Source organism: Phenylobacterium koreense (assembly GCF_040545335.1).
Taxonomy (GTDB): domain Bacteria; phylum Pseudomonadota; class Alphaproteobacteria; order Caulobacterales; family Caulobacteraceae; genus Phenylobacterium; species Phenylobacterium koreense.
Genome location: NZ_JBEPLU010000001.1, coordinates 66531 through 83186, shown reverse-complemented (window position 1 = coordinate 83186; position 16656 = coordinate 66531). Strand labels below are relative to the sequence as shown.

Here is a 16656-nt window from a genome sequence, read left to right as displayed (position 1 = left end):
AGAAACGTCGCAGCCGCTTGCAGCGGCGGCGGGAAAGACCGATCTAGCTATGCCCCGCGCCTAGGAGATTCAAGCAAAGCCGTGCGCCGACGCCTCGCCACCTTCCTGTCCCTCGCGCTGGTCCTGCCGATGGCGGCCGGCTGCGGGGAGGGGGCCGCGCCCCTGGCCCCGGCCGCCAAGACGCCGGGCGCGCAGCCCGATCCCGGCTATTACATCGCTCCCCGCGTCACCGACGTCCGAGGTGCGAACGGGCGGCTCAGCCTGGTGGGCGAGGCGCCCGCTGGCTCACGCGTCCGCCTGGCCACCCCCGAAGGCGAGGCCCAGTTCGCCGAGGCCGACGCCAAGGGCGCCTGGAGCCTTTCCCTGCCGACCAGCGCCCAAGCCCGGATCTACGGGCTCTCGGCCACGGTCGAGGGCCGCGCGGTCCAGAGCGAGGGCTACGTCCTGATCACCCCGACTGGCGAACCGGTGCTGCTGCGGGCTGGAGCCGGGGCGCTGCGCCATGGCACGGGGGCCAGCGGCGTCGACGCCGTCGACATCGACCGCGAGGGCGGGGCGGTGGTCTCGGGGCGCGCCCCGGCCGGCGCGGCGCTCAGCGTCCATATCGACGGGCGCAAGTTCGGCGAGGGGCGAGCTGGCCAGGACGGCCGCTACGCCCTGGCCCTGACCCAGCAGCCGCTGACCCCAGGGCGCCATCAGATCGACGTCTTCGGCGACGCCACCGAAAATCCGGTGATGATCGACGCCACCCCGGCGCCGGCGCTCTCCCAGGGGCCGTTCCGCGCCGCCTCGGTGGACGCCGGCCTGCGCGTGGACTGGATGACGCCCGGCGGCGGCGCCCAGTCGACCATCCTCCTGAAATAGGCGCACCTCCTTGACCCCAGCCATGGCCGCTCGCCGTCTCGCCGTTCCGGGCGCCATCGCCCCAGCCGGGGTGAAGTTCGACTTCTGGCGCTCGATGGCCGACCTCGCGCGTCTGGTCATGCGCTCGGGCGCGCCGGGGCTCGGCTGGCGGATCGCCGCGGCCCTCGCCCTGGTCCTGGTCGGCAAGCTGGCGGGCGTCGCAGCGCCCGTGGCCCTGGGTGACGCCATTAACCGCCTGGCGCCCGGGGCAGGGCAGGTCGCCACGCTCGGCGCAGGCTTCCTTCTGCTGGCCGTGGCCTTCGCGGTGCTGCGATTGGTCGCCGCCTGCGCACCCAACCTGCGGGACATGATCTTCACCGTGGTCGCCCAGTCGACCATGGCGAAAGCGGCCACCGAGACCTTCGCCCACGCCCTGGCGCTGGGCCTCGACTACCATCAGGGCAAGCAGACCGGCGCCCTGGCCCGCGTGATCGACCGCGGCGCCCGCTCCACCGACTTCCTGATGCGCAGCGTGGTCTTCAACCTCGGCCCGACCGCCGTGGAGCTGGTGCTGGCCATGGGGGTGATGGTCGTCCGGCTCGACTGGCGCTTCGCCGCCACCGCGGCGGCCACGATCGTTCTCTACGCGGTCCTGACCTTCAAGATCACCGACTGGCGGCTCTCCCATCGCCGCGAGCTGAACGAGGCCGACAGCCGCACCGCCGGCCTCTCGGTGGACGCCCTGCTGAACTACGAGACCGTGAAGACCTTCGGGTCGGAGGAGCGGACGGTCGAGCGCTATGAGGGCGCCATGGCCGATTACGTGCGCGCCGGCGTCCGCGCCAACGCTTCGCTGGCCATGCTGAACGCCGTCCAGGCCCTGGTGCTCAATATCGGCCTGGCGCTCATGACCGTCATGGCCGGCTACGAGGTTTTGCAAGGCCGCATGCGGATCGGCGATGTCACCATGGCGATCCTGCTGCTGATCGGTATCTATGGCCCGCTCAACATGCTGGGCTTCAACTATCGCGAAATCCGCCAGGCCTTCATCGACATGGAGCAGATGGTCCAGCTCCGGGCTGTGAGGCCCGACATCGTCGACGCGCCTGACGCTCGCGACCTGCCGCCGGCGACCGGTCATGGGGCGGAGATCGTCTTCAAGGACGTCGAATACCGCCATGACGCCCGCTCTACCGGGCTCATCGACGTCAGCTTCCGCGCGGCGCCGGGCGACACGGTGGCCCTGGTCGGGCCATCGGGGGCCGGCAAGACCACGGCCGTACGCCTGGCCTTGCGCCTGATCGATCCTCAGAGCGGCGCGATCACCATCGACGGCGCGGACCTGCGGCAGGTGAAGCAGGCCGCCCTGCGACGGGCCATCGCCCTGGTGCCGCAGGACGTGGCGCTCTTCAACGACACCATCGGCGCCAACATCGCCTTCGCCCGGCCCGAGGCTACGGCCCAGGAAATCCGCGCCGCGGCTGAGGCGGCCGAGTTGGGGCCCTTCATCGACAGTCTGCCCGGTGGCATGGCGACCCTGGTCGGGGAGCGCGGCCTGAAGCTCTCGGGCGGCGAGCGCCAGCGCGTCGGCATCGCCCGCGCCCTGCTGGCCGACCCGCGCGTCCTGGTGCTCGACGAGGCCACCAGCGCCCTCGACGGCCCGACCGAGGCGGCGATCCAGGAAACCCTGCGCAAGGCCCGGGCTGGCCGGACCACCCTGGTCATCGCTCACCGCCTCTCGACTATCGTGGACGCGGACCTGATCCTGGTCCTGCGACGTGGCCGCATCGTCGAGCAGGGCCGCCACGATGAGCTGCTGGAAAAGGGCGGCGAATACGCCGCCCTCTGGCGTCGCCAGACTCGGACCGCTTGATCTCGGCCCCCAAGGTGCGCGCCGGCGGAGCTCCTCGCTCTGCTACTCCGCGGCCTTGGGCACGTCGCCTGCGACCTTGAGGGCAGCCTTGCGCCGCTGCGGCCACCAGCGCCCGCCGGTCCGCGCCCACAGGCGTCCAAACCGCGCCGATAGCACCTCGGGCGCGGCCAGCAGGACGGGCGTCAGGATCAGTGTCAGCAGGGTGGAGAACGAAAGCCCCCAGACCACGGCGGCCGAAAGCTGCACCCACCACTCCGAACCGGGCGCCTTGTACTCCATGTGCATGCCATGGAAGTTCGGGTGCAGTTGGAACATCAGCGGCAGCAGCCCGACGACGGTCACCAGGGTGGTCAGCATCACCGGCCGGAACCGCTGGGTCGCTGCTCGCACCGCCGCCTCCGCGGCCGGGAAGCCGGTCCGCCGAAGCTGGTAGAAGGTGTCCACCAGCACGATATTGTGCCCGACCACCACACCGGCCAGCGCCACGACGCCTGTGCCCAGCATCAGCACCGACAGGTAGTCGAAGGTGTGGGCGAGGTTCACCACCACACCCAACAACACGCCGACCGTCGACAGGGCCACGGCCGACAGCGTCACCACCACCCCATAGTACGAGTTGAACTGCCAGAGCAGGATCACCGACATCAGGAACAGCGAGACGGCCATGGCCACCATGAAGAACTGCGCCGCTTCCTGACCCTCTTCGTCGGCGCCGGTGAACTTCCAGCGGACGGAAGGGGGGATGTTGGCCTGCTGCAGCCAGGGTCGCAGCTCGGCGATCTTCGCGTTGGTGGCGACGCCCTCGATGGTGTTGGCCTGGATCACCACCAGCCGCTGGGCGTCCCGGCGCTGGATGGTCGTCACCTGCTGGGCCGGCGCAAGCTTGATGAAGTAGCTGGCCGGCACCGGCCCGAACTGGGTCGGCACCTTCAGGGTGTCGAAGGCCGCGACGTTGCGGCTCTCCGGCGGGAAGCGCACCCGGATGTCCAGCTCGTCGTCGGCGTCGTCGGGGCGGAAGCGGCCGACCAGAACCCCGCCGGTGACGAATTGGATCGCCTGGCCGACCGTCAGCACGTCCACGCCGTAGCGGCCGGCCGCCTCGCGATCGACGGTCATGTTCCACTCGATTCCCGGCGATGTGCGGTTGTCCTCCAGCTCGTAGAGCTGTGGGTCGGCGGCCATCTTGGCCTTCACCAGATCGGCCGCCTTGTTGAGCGCGACGGGGTCCTGGCCGCGCAGCTCGACCTGCACGTCCTTGCCCACGGGCGGGCCGCCCTGGGGCTCGCGGACCTCGACCTCGATGCCGGGGATGTTGGTCACCCGCCGCCGGATCTCGTTGGCGACGTCCTTGCCGACCAGGCCAAGGCCAAGCCGTTCCTCGTAGTCTACGAAGTCGACGCTGATCCGGCCGATGGTGTCGTTGGGCGGAGAGTTCGGGCCGCCGCCGGGGCTGGTCGTGCCCGAACGGACGAAGACCGATTCGATCCCCTTGATCCCCTGCATCCGCTGTTCGACCTGGGCGACCAGCGAGTCCTGCGCCTGGGGCGAGAGGTTGCCTCGCGCCTTCACGTAGACCGCCACATATTCGGGGTCCTGGCGCAGGAAGAACTCGGTGGGCTTCTTGGCCGCGACGAACGCCGACACCACCGCCACGATGACCAGCACGGTGGCGCCGAGCGCCATCAGCGGACGCTTGCCCAGGGCGTGCACCGTCCGCGCATAGCGGCCCATGAAGCCGGTCATCTGCAGCGGGTCGCCGTGTTCGGACTTTTCGATCTCCGCCAGGTGCGCGGCGTCCACGGCCGCCTTGCGCCCGAAGATCGAGCCGAGGGCGGGGGTGAAGATCAGCGCGATGAAGATCGAGCCGCCGAGCACATAGAACAGGGTCAGGGGCAGGAAGCTCATGAACTTCCCGGCGATCGAGTTCCAGAACAGGAAGGGCACGAAGGCGCACAGGGTCGTCAGGGTGCCGTTCAGCACCGGCCAGAACATGCGCTTGCCGGCGGCGGCGAAGGCCTCTTCCTTGGTCAGGCCCTCGGCCATCTTGCGGTCGGCGTACTCGACCACGACGATGCCGCCGTCCACCAGGATCCCCACCGCCAGCACCAGGCCGAACATCACCATCTGGTTCAGGGTGTTGCCGGTGGCGTTCAGCATCAGGAAGGCGATCATGAAGCAGGCGGGGATCGCCGCCCCGACCATCAGCCCCTGCCGGATGCCCAGGGTCGCGACGATGATCAGCATCACCAGGATGGTCGCGATCAGCAGGCCGCTTTCCAGCACCACCAGGGTCCGGCCGATAAAGTCGCTCTGGTCGAAGATGTAGGAGACCTTGACCGTCTCGGGCCAGCGGGTCTGTTCCTCGGCCACCACCTTGCGAACCGCCGCGACGGTGTCGAGGATGTTGGCCCCCGAGCGCTTGGCGACATCCACCGAGAAGGCCGGCTGGCCGTTGAAGCGGCTGATATAGGTCGCCTCCTTGAAGGTCCGCCGCACATCGCCGATGTCGGCCACGGTGATTAGCCGGTCGCCGTTGCGCTTGATCGGCAGGGAGAGGATGTCCTCCGGCTTCTCGACCACGCCGGGCACCTTGACTGCGAACTTGCCGGTCCCGGATTCCAGGTTGCCGGCGGGCACGAGCTGGTTGTTCCGGGCGATGAGTTGGGCGAGTTCGCCGGTGGTGACGTTGGCCGCCTCCATCCGCACCGGGTCGATGGTGACTTCCAGCACCTCCTCGCGACCGCCGTTGAGATAGACCTCCAGCACGCCGGGCGTGCCTTCCAGCCGGTCCTGCAGCTCGCGGGAGATCTGGAACAGGGTCCGCTCGGGCGCCGCGCCCGACAGCACGATGCCGATGACCGGGTCGGCCGCCGTACTGGCCTCCTCGATGATCGGCTCTTCGGCGTCCGGCGGGAACTCGCCGCGGGCCAGGTCGACCTTGGCGCGCACCTCGGCCAGAGCCTTGTCCTTGTCGAAGTTGGGTTCAAATTCCAGGTTGACGACCGCCATGCCCTGCCGGGCGACGGAGTTCATCTCCTTGATGCCGTCGATGGTCTGAATCTCGGTCTCCAGCGGCCGCACGAGCAGCCGCTCGGCGTCCTCGGGACTGACCCCCGGATAGGGAACCACCACCGCCAGGAACGGGAAGTCGATATTCGGGTCCGACTCCCGCGGCATGGAGAGATAGGCTCCGAAGCCGAACAGGCTGGCGATCAGGGTGACCGCCAGGACGACTTTCCGTCGTTTTATCGCGCCGTCGATCAGAGGTCCGATCATGGCTTCGTCTCCTTAGGGAGCCCTCGCGTCAGCGCGCGAGCGTCGCCCGAACCTTCTGACCCTCGGCCACATAGGACTGGCCGACCGTGATGACGCGGACCGGACCGTGCAGGCCCACCACCCAGATGCCGGAGGCGGTCTCCTCCAGGACGTTCACCGGCGAAAAAGCGACCTTCTCGCCCACCTGCACGTAGCGGACTCCCTGGCGTCCGGCCGCGTCCAGCACCAGCGAGGACAGGGGCACCAGGTGCGCCGGACCCGATCCGCTGCCGATCCGCACGTCCGCCGACAGCCCCGAGCGGGTCATCTGCGGATTGGCCACCGCCACCTCGACCCGATAGGTGCGGGTCTGGGGATCGGCCTCGCGGGCGGCGTAGCGGACGCGGCCGGTGAGGGTCTCGCCGGAAGTCAGCTTGGCGGTCGCCGTCGCCCCGACCTGCACCTTCGAGGCCTCGGTCTCCGGCAGGTCGCCGACGATCAGCAGCGGATTGAGCTCGATCATCGTCCCGCAGGCCTGGCCGGGTTGCAGATAGGTCCCGATCTCGGCGTCGCGCCGGTCGAACACGCCGTCGAAGGGCGCGCGGATGCTCATCTGCTCGACGCCCAGCTCTGCCTGCCGCACGGTCGCGGCCGCCGCATCGGCCGCTGCCTGGTCCTGCAGGAACTGGGTCTGCGAGCGATAGCCCTTGGCGTGCAGCTCCTCCGAGGCCTTCTGCTGGAGCTGGCTGGAGCGCAGGTTGGCGCGGGCCTGGTCGAGGGTCGCCTGCCGGGCGTCGAGGTTCAGACGGCAGAGCACAGCGCCCTTGCGCACGAACGCGCCCTCGACCGCCGGGGTCGCGGCGACCACGCCGGGAGTCTCCGAGCGCACGATCACGCTGCGGGCGGCTTCCGTCCGGCCACGGATCGCCACCGTGTATTCGCGAGTCGCCTCCGGGGTGAGCACCGTCTGCACCGTCGGCGCCCCCCGGGCTTCGGCGGTCTTGGCCTGCGCCGCGCGTCCGGACCGGTTGACGATGGTGCCAAGCGTGAATGCGATCACCAGGACCGCCACCACCACGACGACGAAGAGGTACTGTGGCCTCAGTTTCATCCCTTGCTTTCCCCCGGGCCGCATTGATCTGCGGCGCTCGAATCGCGCCCAGAGCCCAGGCCGAAATTCGTATTTCAATGGTTTTCTGATGCCGGCGTTCTCCGACTGCAAATGAAATCGCGGACAGATACGCCGTGGGCCGGATAATGTGCCCCTGGAGCCGCAGGACCGCAGCATGGCCTTGCGTGCGACGCCGCCGTCCGCCATCCCCTGTTTCCGGGCCGACTGAAGGGAACTGAGCCGCCGTGAGATACCTGCACACCATGGTCCGCGTTTCGGACCTCGACGCCTCGCTCGACTTCTACTGCGCCAAGTTGGGCCTGGTGGAAGTCTCCCGCACCGAGAACCAGGGCGGCCGCTTCACTCTGGTCTTCCTCTGCGCCCCCGGCGACGAGGCCGCCGCGCGCCAGAACAAGGCGCCGATGGTCGAGCTGACCTATAACTGGGATCCGGAGGACTATCAGGGCGGCCGCAATTTCGGGCACCTGGCCTATGCGGTGGACGACATCTACGCGCTCTGCCAGCGCCTGGCCGACGCCGGCGTGACCATCAACCGACCGCCGCGAGACGGCCACATGGCCTTCGTCCGCTCTCCGGACGGCATTTCCATCGAATTGCTGCAGGCCGGCGAACGCAAGGCTCCGGCCGAGCCCTGGGCCTCCATGCCGAATACGGGCGTCTGGTGAGCGGCCGCCTCGAAGGCCGCGCGGCCCTGATCACCGGGGCTGCGGGCGGCATCGGCCTCGGCTGCGCCGAAGCCTTCGCCAGGGAGGGGGCCGACCTCGTCCTTCTCGACCTCGATGAGGCCCGCACCGACAAGGTCGCCGCCAACCTCGCCGCCCGCTCGGGGCGCAAGGTTCACGCGCTCGCCTGCGACCTGGCCGACGCCGAGGCGGCCCGCAAGGCGGTGATCCGCGCCTGCGCCCTGCTGGGCCGCATCGACGTGCTGGTCAACAACGCCGGCATCCTGGCTCCGGGCGACATCCTGGACGCCGAGCTCGAGGACTTCGACCGGGTGCTGGCGGTGAACCTGCGCGCGCCGTTCGTGGTCGGCCAGACCGTGGCCCGGCACATGGTCGACGCCAAGATCAAGGGCTCGATCATCAACATGTCCTCGATCAACGCCGTCCTCGCCATCCCCAACCAGATCGCCTACGTGACCTCCAAGGGCGGGCTCGGCCAACTCACCAAAGCCATGGCGCTGGGCCTCGCGCCCCACGGCGTCCGCGTCAACGCCATCGGCCCCGGCACCATCGCAACCGACATCCTCAAGGGCGTCATGCAGGACGACGACGCACGCCACCGCATCCTCTCTCGCACCCCGCTCGGGCGCTTCGGCGAAGCCGAGGAAATCGGCCGCGTCGCCGTCTTCCTGGCCAGCGACGACGCCTCCTACATCACCGGCCAGACCATCTACCCCGATGGCGGCCGCCTGGCGCTGAACTACACGGTGCCGGTGGAGTAGGTCGGAAAGGGAGCTCCCGGCGAAGCCAGGCGGGGCTCCCCGCAGGGGAGGACGGCGCTCGCCGAGTGCGCTAGAAGCCCTCAAATGCTGCGCCTGACCGAACTGAAGCTCCCCCTCGGCCATGAGGAAGCGGCCCTGCCTGCCGCCATTCTCGAGCGCCTGGGCGTGCCCGCCGCCGACCTGATCGACTACGCCGTTTTCCGCCGCGCGCACGATGCGCGCCGCAAGGCTGCGATCCTGATGGTCTACACGGTGGACGTCACGGTGCGGGGCGAAGCGGAGGTCCTGGCGCGGCTTTCCGGCGACCGCAACGTCCAGCCGACGCCCGACATGGAATACCGCCACGTCGCCCGCGCGCCAGAGGGGCTCGCCAAGCGCCCGGTGGTCATCGGCGCCGGCCCCTGCGGCCTCTTCGCGGGGCTGATCCTGGCCGAGATGGGCTTTCGCCCGATCATCCTCGAACGCGGCAAGGTGGTGCGCGAGCGGACCAAGGACACCTGGGGCCTCTGGCGGCGCAGCGAACTCAATCCGGAATCCAACGTGCAGTTCGGGGAGGGCGGCGCTGGCACCTTCTCCGACGGCAAGCTCTATAGCCAGGTGAAGGACCCGCGCTTCCTGAGCCGCAAGGTCCTGACCGAGTTCGTCGCCGCTGGCGCGCCGCCGGAAATCCTCACCGAGGCCCACCCCCATGTCGGCACCTTCCGACTGGTCACCATGGTCGAGGCGATGCGTGAGAAGGTCGAAGCTCTCGGCGGCGAATATCGCTTCCAGCACAAGGTCGAGGACTTCGATATCATCGAGGAAGGCGGACATCGGCGCCTGCACGGCCTGCGCCTGCACGACGGCAGTTACATCGAGGCCGATCACGTGGTCCTAGCCCTCGGCCACTCCTCCCGCGACACCTTCCAAACACTCTACGACCGCGGCGTCCATGTGGAGGCCAAGCCCTTCTCGTTGGGCTTCCGGATCGAGCACCCGCAGTCCTGGATCGACCGCGCTCGGTTCGGGACCAGCGCCGGCCACAAGGACCTCGGCGCGGCGGCCTACGCCCTCTCGCACCACTGCTCCAATGGCCGCAGCGTCTACAGCTTCTGCATGTGCCCCGGCGGCACGGTGGTGGCCGCCACCTCCGAGCCGGGCCGCGTCGTCACCAACGGCATGAGCCAGTATTCCCGCAACGAGCGGAACGCCAACGCCGGCATCGTCGTCGGCATCGAGCCGGAAAAGGACTATCCGGGCCACCCCCTGGCGGGCATCACCCTGCAACGCCATTGGGAGTCCCGAGCCTTCGAGGCCGGCGGTGGGACCTATGCCGCGCCGGGCCAGCGGGTTGGCGACTTCCTGGCCGGACGGCCCTCGACCGCGCTCGGCGAGATCGTCCCGTCATATCGCCCGGGCGTCACCCCGACCGACCTTTCGACCTGCCTCCCGGACTTCGCCATCGCCGCCATCCGCGAGGCCCTGCCGGCCTTCGCCCGCCAGATTCCGGGCTTCGACGATCCCGACGCCGTCCTGACGGGCGTCGAGACCCGCACCTCGTCCCCCGTCCGCATCACTCGCGGCGCCGATTTCCAGAGTCTCAACACGGCTGGCCTCTATCCCGCCGGCGAGGGTGCGGGCTACGCTGGCGGCATCCTCTCGGCCTCCATCGACGGCATCAAGGTCGCTGAAGCCGTCGCGCGCAGCATGACGGGGGTTTAGGCCGCCTGACGGCGGCTTCCTTCGTCTGGCCTTCAGGCATCCGCGCCCAGGCGCCGACGCGCGAACCAGGCGATGATCAGCCCGAACAACAGCATCGCGACGAGGTTCTTCACAAAGGACTCAGGGGTGAACTTCGGGAACCGCCCCACCGCCGACAGCGGAACGACGACATAGTTCATGACGGCGAAGATTCCGGCCCCATAGGCCAGGCCCCAGAGAGGCCATCGCCGCCGAAGCGTCGGCAGCCTCAGGCTCGTCAGCACGAAGACGGCGGCGATGATCAGCCCCATCAGCTCCTGCAACACAAGGCCGAGCGCAACGGTCGCCGCGCCGCCCTCGAAGGATGATTTCCCGACCAGTCCGCTGGCGATGAACTGAAGGATGAAGCCGAAGCTCTTGCCGCTGATCAGCACCGCGGCGCCGATGTCCAGCGTCGCGGCGACGAGCCCGCCCCACAGGATGGCCGAAAAGACCGCGCCCCTGCCGCCCATGCTGTCTCCCCCCGGTCAGAGTCGTTGCTCGGACGAAGGGACGGTAATCGCCGAACCGCGATTTCTCAACATTCGGCTGGCGAGCGCGCGCTCGCGCCAATGGTCAGCCCGTGCTCGCGACCTCGCCGCGGCTGGCTGCGCGAAAGGCTCGCGGCGTGAGGCCGACCTCATCCTTGAAGGCGCGATTGAATGGGCCGATGGACGCGAAGCCGCACTCGAAGGCGATCTCAAGGATCGACCGCCGCTCGTGGCCGTCGGCGAGCAGCGCCTTGGCCCGCTCGATCCTGTGATGATTGATCAACCGGTTGAAGTTGGTGAAGCCGAGCCCGAGGCTGACGCACTGGGAGACGCGGTGTTCCGGCTCGCCCAGCCGTGCGGCCACATCGGCGACCCGCAGATCCGGGTCCCTGTCTATTTCCTCCTCGCGCAACAGGCGTAGGAGGCGTTCGGCCAGTCTGGCGTCGTCCGCGTTCGCCGCGCGCCTGGTCGCTGTCGGCCTCTGTTCCGTCTGCAGCGGGTGGCGACGGCGGTACCATACAGCCGCGGTTGCGGCGACCAGGCCGACCAGGGCGCAGATGCTTTTGATCACGCTGTTGGCGTGGGCGCTGGCCGCGCTGTCCGAGGCGCGCAGCCCGATGATCGAAACCATGATCAGCAGGGTGTAGACCCCGAGAAACGCCGCTCGGAAGCGCTTCTCGGCGGCTGGCAGGCTGGGCCGGTAGTGATGGAACGGCTCGACGAAGGTCAGCAGCAGCGCCGCCGAGCCGCTGAGGGCGTAGATGTTCTCGCTGAAACGGGAGAGCTCGCCGCCGGAGGGGACGAGAGCGGTAAGCCCGCCGGTGACGACGACGGTCAGGCCCACAATGCGCGCCCAACGCACGTCGCGCTTTGCCGGGTCGAATAGCGCCCGCGTGAGCAGCCACGACCATCCGCATGCGCCCAGGCCGATGATCGCAAAGCGCTTGGCGAGGGGCGCGTCGAGCAACTGGGCGGCGATGTAGCAAACGAATGAAGCGACGGCGAGCGAGCCATAGGCGGTCACCCGGCTGGGCGGCCGCCAGGGCCGCAGCATGCGGCCCGCAGGGGGGCTGAGGGCTGACGCCCTGGACATCGGGTTCTCCCTGATGCGGGCGTTTTTCATGGCGCGAGCGCGCCTGGCTGTCCAGGGTCCGGCAAGCGGACGCCAAGAAGTTCTGGCCGAATTCCAAATCGGCGAGACGGCGATCCGTCCCGCCCGCATTCCGTGCAGATCACCTCATCCCGAGGTCTTTGCCCGGAGCCTCCATGTCGACCACATATCCTTCCGTCACCGCCTCGAGCCTGGCCGCGACCGCTCTGCGTTGGGCGGGCGTCGCATGGTTCCTCGTCGCCGCCTTTGGGCAAGCCGCCTTCATCTGGTTCATCCTGGCCTTCTATGGAGTCCGCACCGCGCGCGGAGACTTCGCCGCCTGGAATGACAAGCCCCTGATCGATGGTTATGTCGCTGGCGACGATGCCGGCAATTTCGTCTTCGCCGCCCACGCTCTCTTGGCGTCGGCCGTGACGCTGATGGGCCTGATGCAACTCGTGCCCGGCTTGCGTCGAACTCGGCCGGTCCTGCACCGCTGGACGGGGCGGAGCTTCCTCGCAATCGCCAGTTTCATGGCTTTGAGCGGGATCTGGCTGGCTGTGGTCCGCGGAACCTATCTCTCGGTCGTTTCGGCGGTCGCCATTCTGGTCAACGGCCTGCTCATCCTGCTCTTCGCCGGCCTGGCCTGGCGCAGCGCGGTCCAGCGCCGCTTCGAGCGCCATCGGATCTGGGCCATGCGCACCTTCATGGTCGTGAGCGGCGTCTGGTTCCTGAGGGTCGGGCTTATGGGGTGGGTCCTGGTCAACCAGGGGCCCGTAGGCATGACCGACGACATGTCCGGCCCCGCCGACGTCGTGCTCGTCTTCGGCAGCTACCTGATCCCGCTGACCTTGCTTGAGCTCTATTTCGCTGCGTCCAGGCGCGAAAATATCGGCCTGAAGGCGTTCGCCGCTGCCGTGGTCTTCCTGGCCGCGGCCTATACGGCGGCCGGCGTGTTCGGGACGGTCGCTTTCATGTGGGGGCCTTACCTGTAGGGCTGGCCTAGCCCTTCGGCGGATAGGCGTGCGTGGTTCCCTGAGGGTCCTCGACGCTGGCCTCGCCCACATAGTTCGGGCCGATGGGGACCTTGCCGTGGCCGTCGGGGATGTCGAGAACGTAGGTCGGCTGGCAGAGGCCCGAGAAGCGGCCGCGCATGGCGCGCATCACCGCCTGGCCTTCCTCGACGCTGGTCCGCAGGTGCGAGGTGCCCGGCGCAAGGTCGCCCTGGTGCAGGTAGTAGGGCTTGATCCGAGTCTCGACGAAGCCGCGCATCAGCGCGCCCAGCACCTCCGGATCGTCGTTGACGCCCTTCAGCAGCACCGTCTGGCTCAGCATCGGCAGGCCGGCGTCGACGATCCTGGCGCAGGCGGCCCGCGCCGCCGTGGTCAGCTCGCGCGGATGGTTGGCGTGCAGGGCGACATAGACCGCCTTGCCCTCGCACTTGATCGCTTCGACCAGTTCATCGGTCACCGCCGCCGGGTCCACCACCGGCACGCGGGTGTGGTAGCGCACGACCTTCACATGCTCGATCCGGGCCAGGCGGGCGGAGATGTCGGCTAGCCGGCGAGGGGACAGGACGAAGGGATCGCCGCCCGTGAGGATCACCTCCCAGATCTCCGGGCGGCCGGCGATGTAGGCCAGCGCCGCGTCGAGGGTCTCGGTGGTCAGCGGCTTCAGGCCTTCTGGCCCGACCATCTCGCGGCGGAAGCAGAACCGGCAATAGACGGCGCAGGTGTGGGTGGCCTTCAGCAGCACCCGGTCTGGATAGCGGTGGACGATCCCCTCGACCGGGCTGAAGGCGAAGTCACCGATCGGGTCGTCCCGCTCCAGCGGCTGGGCTTCCAGCTCGGCCTGGCCGGGCATGAGCTGGCGCGCGATCGGGTCGGCTGGGTCGGTCGGGTCGATCAGTTCGGCCATGGCCGGGGTGATGGCCAGCGCGTAGCGTGCGGCCACGCGCTCCAGCTCGGGCAGGCGCTCCATCGGCGCCAGGCCCGCGGCCACCAGGTCCGCCGGTTTGCGAAGGGTGCTCATCGGCGCGCATATGGCCCATGGGGCCGCGCGGGGCAATTGCGGCCTATGCTCCGGCTACCGGCGTCCAGACCACCTGGTCGATCCGGCTCGCTCCCGTCGCCAGCATCACCAGGCGGTCGAAGCCCAGCGCGCAGCCGCAGGCCGGCGGCATGTGGGCCAGGGCGGCGAGGAAGTCCTCATCGATCGGATAGCGCTCGCCATAGACCCGGGCCTTCTCGTCCATCTCGGCCTGGAACCGCCGCCGCTGCTCGGCCGGGTCGGTCAGTTCGCCGAAGGCGTTGGCGAGTTCGACCCCGCAAGCATAGAGCTCGAACCGCTCGGCGACCCGCGGGTCGCCAGCCTTGGGGCGGGCGAGGGCTGCTTCGCTGATCGGGTACTCGCAGAGGATGGTGGGCCGGCCCACGCCCAGGTGCGGTTCGATCTTCTCGACCAGCACCTTCGAATAGATATCCTGCCAAACGTCGTCGTCGGCGACGCGCACGCCGCAAGCCCTTGCGCCATCAGCCAAGAGTTCCCGGTCGGTCTCGCCGTCGGCCGCGACGCTGGCCAGCAGGTTGATCCCGGCATGGCGTTCGAAGGCCTCCTGCAGGCTCAACCGTTCAGGTTCCTGGAAGGGATCGGACGAAACCTGCCGATAGGCGAGGTTTTTGGCGCCTATCGTCTCGGCCGCCAGCGCCAGCAAGTCGGCGCAGTCGGTCATCAGTTGCTCGTAGGGCTCGCCCGTCCGGTACCATTCGAGCAGGGTGAACTCGGGATGATGCAGCGGGCCGCGCTCGCGATTGCGCCAGACCCGGGCGAAATCGAAGATCCGTTTCTCTCCCGCCGCCAGCAGCTTCTTGCAGGCGAACTCCGGGGAGGTGTGCAGGTAGAGCGTCTCATGCTCACCGGAATTGCCAATGATTTCAGTGGAAAAGGCGTGCAGATGGGCCTCGTTGCCGGGCGAGATCTGCAGGGCTGCGCCCTCGACCTCGACGAAGTCCCGATCCTCGAACCAGCGCCGCACCGCCCGAGTGATCTGGTTGCGCGCCATCAGGAACGGGCGGCGGTCCTCATGGACGTCGGCGCGCCACCAGGGCGTTTGTGAAGCTGTCGGCACGGGCGTCCTCTATGCGGCGATTTCGATCATGACTGGCGAATTTCGCCTTCATCCTGTAGGTGCGCGGCAAGACCGCCGCTCGGCGGAATCGCGCGAGGCCGATGGCCGGCCTCCCCAATAGGCTTGAGGACGAACTACGTGAAGGTCGCTGCCAGCTCGCTCAGGAAAGGCGCCGTCGTCGACATGGACGGCAAGCTCTATGTCGTCCTGACCGCCCAGAACATCCACCCCGGCAAGGGCACGCCGGTCACCCAGCTCGACATGCGCCGCATCTCCGACGGCGTAAAGGTGTCAGAGCGCTGGCGCACGACCGAGCAGGTCGAGCGCGCCTTCGTGGACGACCGGACCTACAACTTCCTCTACCAGGACGGCGAGGGCTATCACTTCATGCAGCCCGAGACCTTCGACCAGGTCGTGGTTTCGGAAGACGTGGTCGGGGACGCCGCGCCGTGGCTGAGCGACGGCATGTCGGTGGTGCTGTCGGTGCACGAGGGCGTGCCGATCGCCCTGGAACTGCCGCGCACCGTCACCTTCGAGATCGCCGAGACCGAGCCGTCGGTGAAGGGTCAGACCGCGTCCTCGTCCTACAAGCCGGCGATCCTGACCAATGGCGAGCGGATTATGGTCCCGCCGTACATCACCAGCGGCACCCGCGTGGTCGTCCTGACGGAAGACTGGACCTACTCGGAACGCGCCAAGGACTAAGCGCTTCGGCGGGCGTCAGGCGAAACGCTTGGCGCCCGCGACGCACAGCACGACGGCGGCGGTCACGCCGGCCATCGACCAACCCACCGGCTCGCCCAGCAGCCAGGCCGCCAGCCCCAGCCCCATCAGCGGCTGCAGAAGCTGAAGCTGGCCCACCGCCGCCACCCCGCCCAGGGCCAGGCCGCGGTACCAGAAGACAAATCCGATCAGCATGCTGAACAGCGACACGTAGCCCAGGCCCGTCCAGGCGCGGGCGCTCACATGCGTCAGGTCCTCCGGCCAGGTCAGGGCGCCCAGCAGCGCCATGACGGGCAGGGCGATGACCAGCGCCCAGCAGATCACCTGCAGGCCGCCCAAGGTTCGCGAGAGCCGCCCGCCCTCGGCGTAGCCCAGGCCGCAGACGACCACGGCCGCCACCATCAGGAGGTCGCCCTTCAGGGACCCCTCGGCTCCGCGCGTCATGGCGAAGGCGGCGACCATGGCCGCGCCCAGGCCCGCAAAGGCCCAGAAGGACCGGCTGGGCCGCTCGCCGCCCAGATAGACCGCGAAAAGCGCCGTGGACATGGGCAGCAGGCCGATGAAGACGATCGAATGCGCCGCGGTGATCTCGCGCAGGGCTATCGCGGTGAGCAACGGAAACCCCGCCACCACGCCCGAGGCGATCACCGCCAGGGCCGCCAGCTCGCGCCGCGAGGGCCTTTGAGCCCGTGTCGCCATCAGCAGCAGGGCGGCCAGAGTCCCGGCGATCACCGCTCTCCCGGCGGTCAGGAACAGCGGATCGAAATCGGCCACCGCCAACCGTGTCGCCGGCAGTGATCCCGAGAAGATCGCCACGCCCAACAGGCCGTCGATCCAGCCTCTCGTCTTGTCGTCCATGCTTTGCCTCCTGCGCGGAGCACTAGGGGGTGGGGACTCGTCTCGACAGGTACGGTGCAATACAGTTTCGACAAACTGTACTGGTTCGAAAGGCATGACAG

At 68.7% G+C, this 16656-nt stretch carries 14 protein-coding genes; 7 read left to right on the top strand and 7 right to left on the bottom strand.

Going from position 1 to position 16656, the window contains the following annotated elements; all coding sequences use genetic code 11:
* Positions 1–81 precede the first annotated feature (81 nt).
* Positions 82–864, top strand: a complete 783-nt coding sequence (locus ABID41_RS00395; protein WP_354296925.1) for a hypothetical protein — start codon at positions 82–84, stop codon at positions 862–864.
* A 22-nt stretch (positions 865–886) separates the two neighbouring features.
* Positions 887–2716, top strand: a complete 1830-nt coding sequence (locus tag ABID41_RS00390; RefSeq protein WP_354296923.1) for an ABCB family ABC transporter ATP-binding protein/permease — start codon at positions 887–889, stop codon at positions 2714–2716.
* Between the two features lie 42 nt (positions 2717–2758).
* On the opposite strand, the gene ABID41_RS00385 is transcribed toward ABID41_RS00390, so the two are convergent.
* The gene (locus ABID41_RS00385; RefSeq protein WP_331932399.1) at positions 2759–5992 is read right to left on the bottom strand and encodes an efflux RND transporter permease subunit; all 3234 of its coding nucleotides are present in this window, start codon (positions 5990–5992) and stop codon (positions 2759–2761) included.
* A gap of 28 nt (positions 5993–6020) precedes the next feature.
* Positions 6021–7082: an efflux RND transporter periplasmic adaptor subunit gene (locus ABID41_RS00380; RefSeq protein ID WP_331932398.1), complete on the bottom strand. Its 1062-nt coding sequence runs from the start codon at positions 7080–7082 to the stop codon at positions 6021–6023.
* Between the two features lie 245 nt (positions 7083–7327).
* Here ABID41_RS00380 and ABID41_RS00375 point away from each other — a divergent pair, with 245 nt between their 5' ends.
* From ABID41_RS00375 to ABID41_RS00365, 3 genes are all read left to right on the top strand, one after another.
* Positions 7328–7768 carry a VOC family protein gene (locus ABID41_RS00375; RefSeq protein ID WP_331932397.1) on the top strand — a complete coding sequence of 147 codons (441 nt, stop codon included), beginning with the start codon at positions 7328–7330 and terminating at the stop codon, positions 7766–7768.
* On the top strand, positions 7765–8547 hold the full coding sequence (locus ABID41_RS00370; protein ID WP_331932396.1) for an SDR family NAD(P)-dependent oxidoreductase: 783 nt from the start codon (positions 7765–7767) through the stop codon (positions 8545–8547). The genes ABID41_RS00375 and ABID41_RS00370 overlap by 4 nt, the downstream gene beginning before the upstream one ends.
* Before the next feature lie 84 nt (positions 8548–8631).
* Entirely contained in the window at positions 8632–10248 is a 1617-nt protein-coding gene (locus ABID41_RS00365; RefSeq protein WP_331932395.1) for an NAD(P)/FAD-dependent oxidoreductase, read from the top strand.
* Positions 10249–10280: 32 nt separating this feature from the next.
* Here ABID41_RS00365 and ABID41_RS00360 read toward each other — a convergent pair whose 3' ends face one another.
* Entirely contained in the window at positions 10281–10739 is a 459-nt protein-coding gene (locus ABID41_RS00360) for a hypothetical protein (protein ID WP_331932394.1), read from the bottom strand.
* A 103-nt stretch (positions 10740–10842) separates the two neighbouring features.
* Entirely contained in the window at positions 10843–11850 is a 1008-nt protein-coding gene (locus ABID41_RS00355) for a helix-turn-helix domain-containing protein (RefSeq protein WP_331932393.1), read from the bottom strand.
* A gap of 173 nt (positions 11851–12023) precedes the next feature.
* Between ABID41_RS00355 and ABID41_RS00350 the strand changes: the two genes are divergently transcribed.
* On the top strand, positions 12024–12842 hold the full coding sequence (locus ABID41_RS00350) for a DUF2306 domain-containing protein (RefSeq protein ID WP_331932392.1): 819 nt from the start codon (positions 12024–12026) through the stop codon (positions 12840–12842).
* 7 nt (positions 12843–12849) lie between these two features.
* Here ABID41_RS00350 and ABID41_RS00345 read toward each other — a convergent pair whose 3' ends face one another.
* Positions 12850–13878 carry a lysine-2,3-aminomutase-like protein gene (locus ABID41_RS00345; RefSeq protein ID WP_331932391.1) on the bottom strand — a complete coding sequence of 343 codons (1029 nt, stop codon included), beginning with the start codon at positions 13876–13878 and terminating at the stop codon, positions 12850–12852.
* Between the two features lie 43 nt (positions 13879–13921).
* The gene (gene epmA, locus ABID41_RS00340) at positions 13922–14974 is read right to left on the bottom strand and encodes an EF-P lysine aminoacylase EpmA (protein WP_331932390.1); all 1053 of its coding nucleotides are present in this window, start codon (positions 14972–14974) and stop codon (positions 13922–13924) included.
* Between the two features lie 138 nt (positions 14975–15112).
* Here epmA and efp point away from each other — a divergent pair, with 138 nt between their 5' ends.
* Positions 15113–15679: an elongation factor P gene (gene efp / locus ABID41_RS00335; protein WP_331932389.1), complete on the top strand. Its 567-nt coding sequence runs from the start codon at positions 15113–15115 to the stop codon at positions 15677–15679.
* Between the two features lie 15 nt (positions 15680–15694).
* Here efp and ABID41_RS00330 read toward each other — a convergent pair whose 3' ends face one another.
* The gene (locus ABID41_RS00330; RefSeq protein ID WP_331932388.1) at positions 15695–16555 is read right to left on the bottom strand and encodes a DMT family transporter; all 861 of its coding nucleotides are present in this window, start codon (positions 16553–16555) and stop codon (positions 15695–15697) included.
* Positions 16556–16656 lie beyond the last annotated feature (101 nt).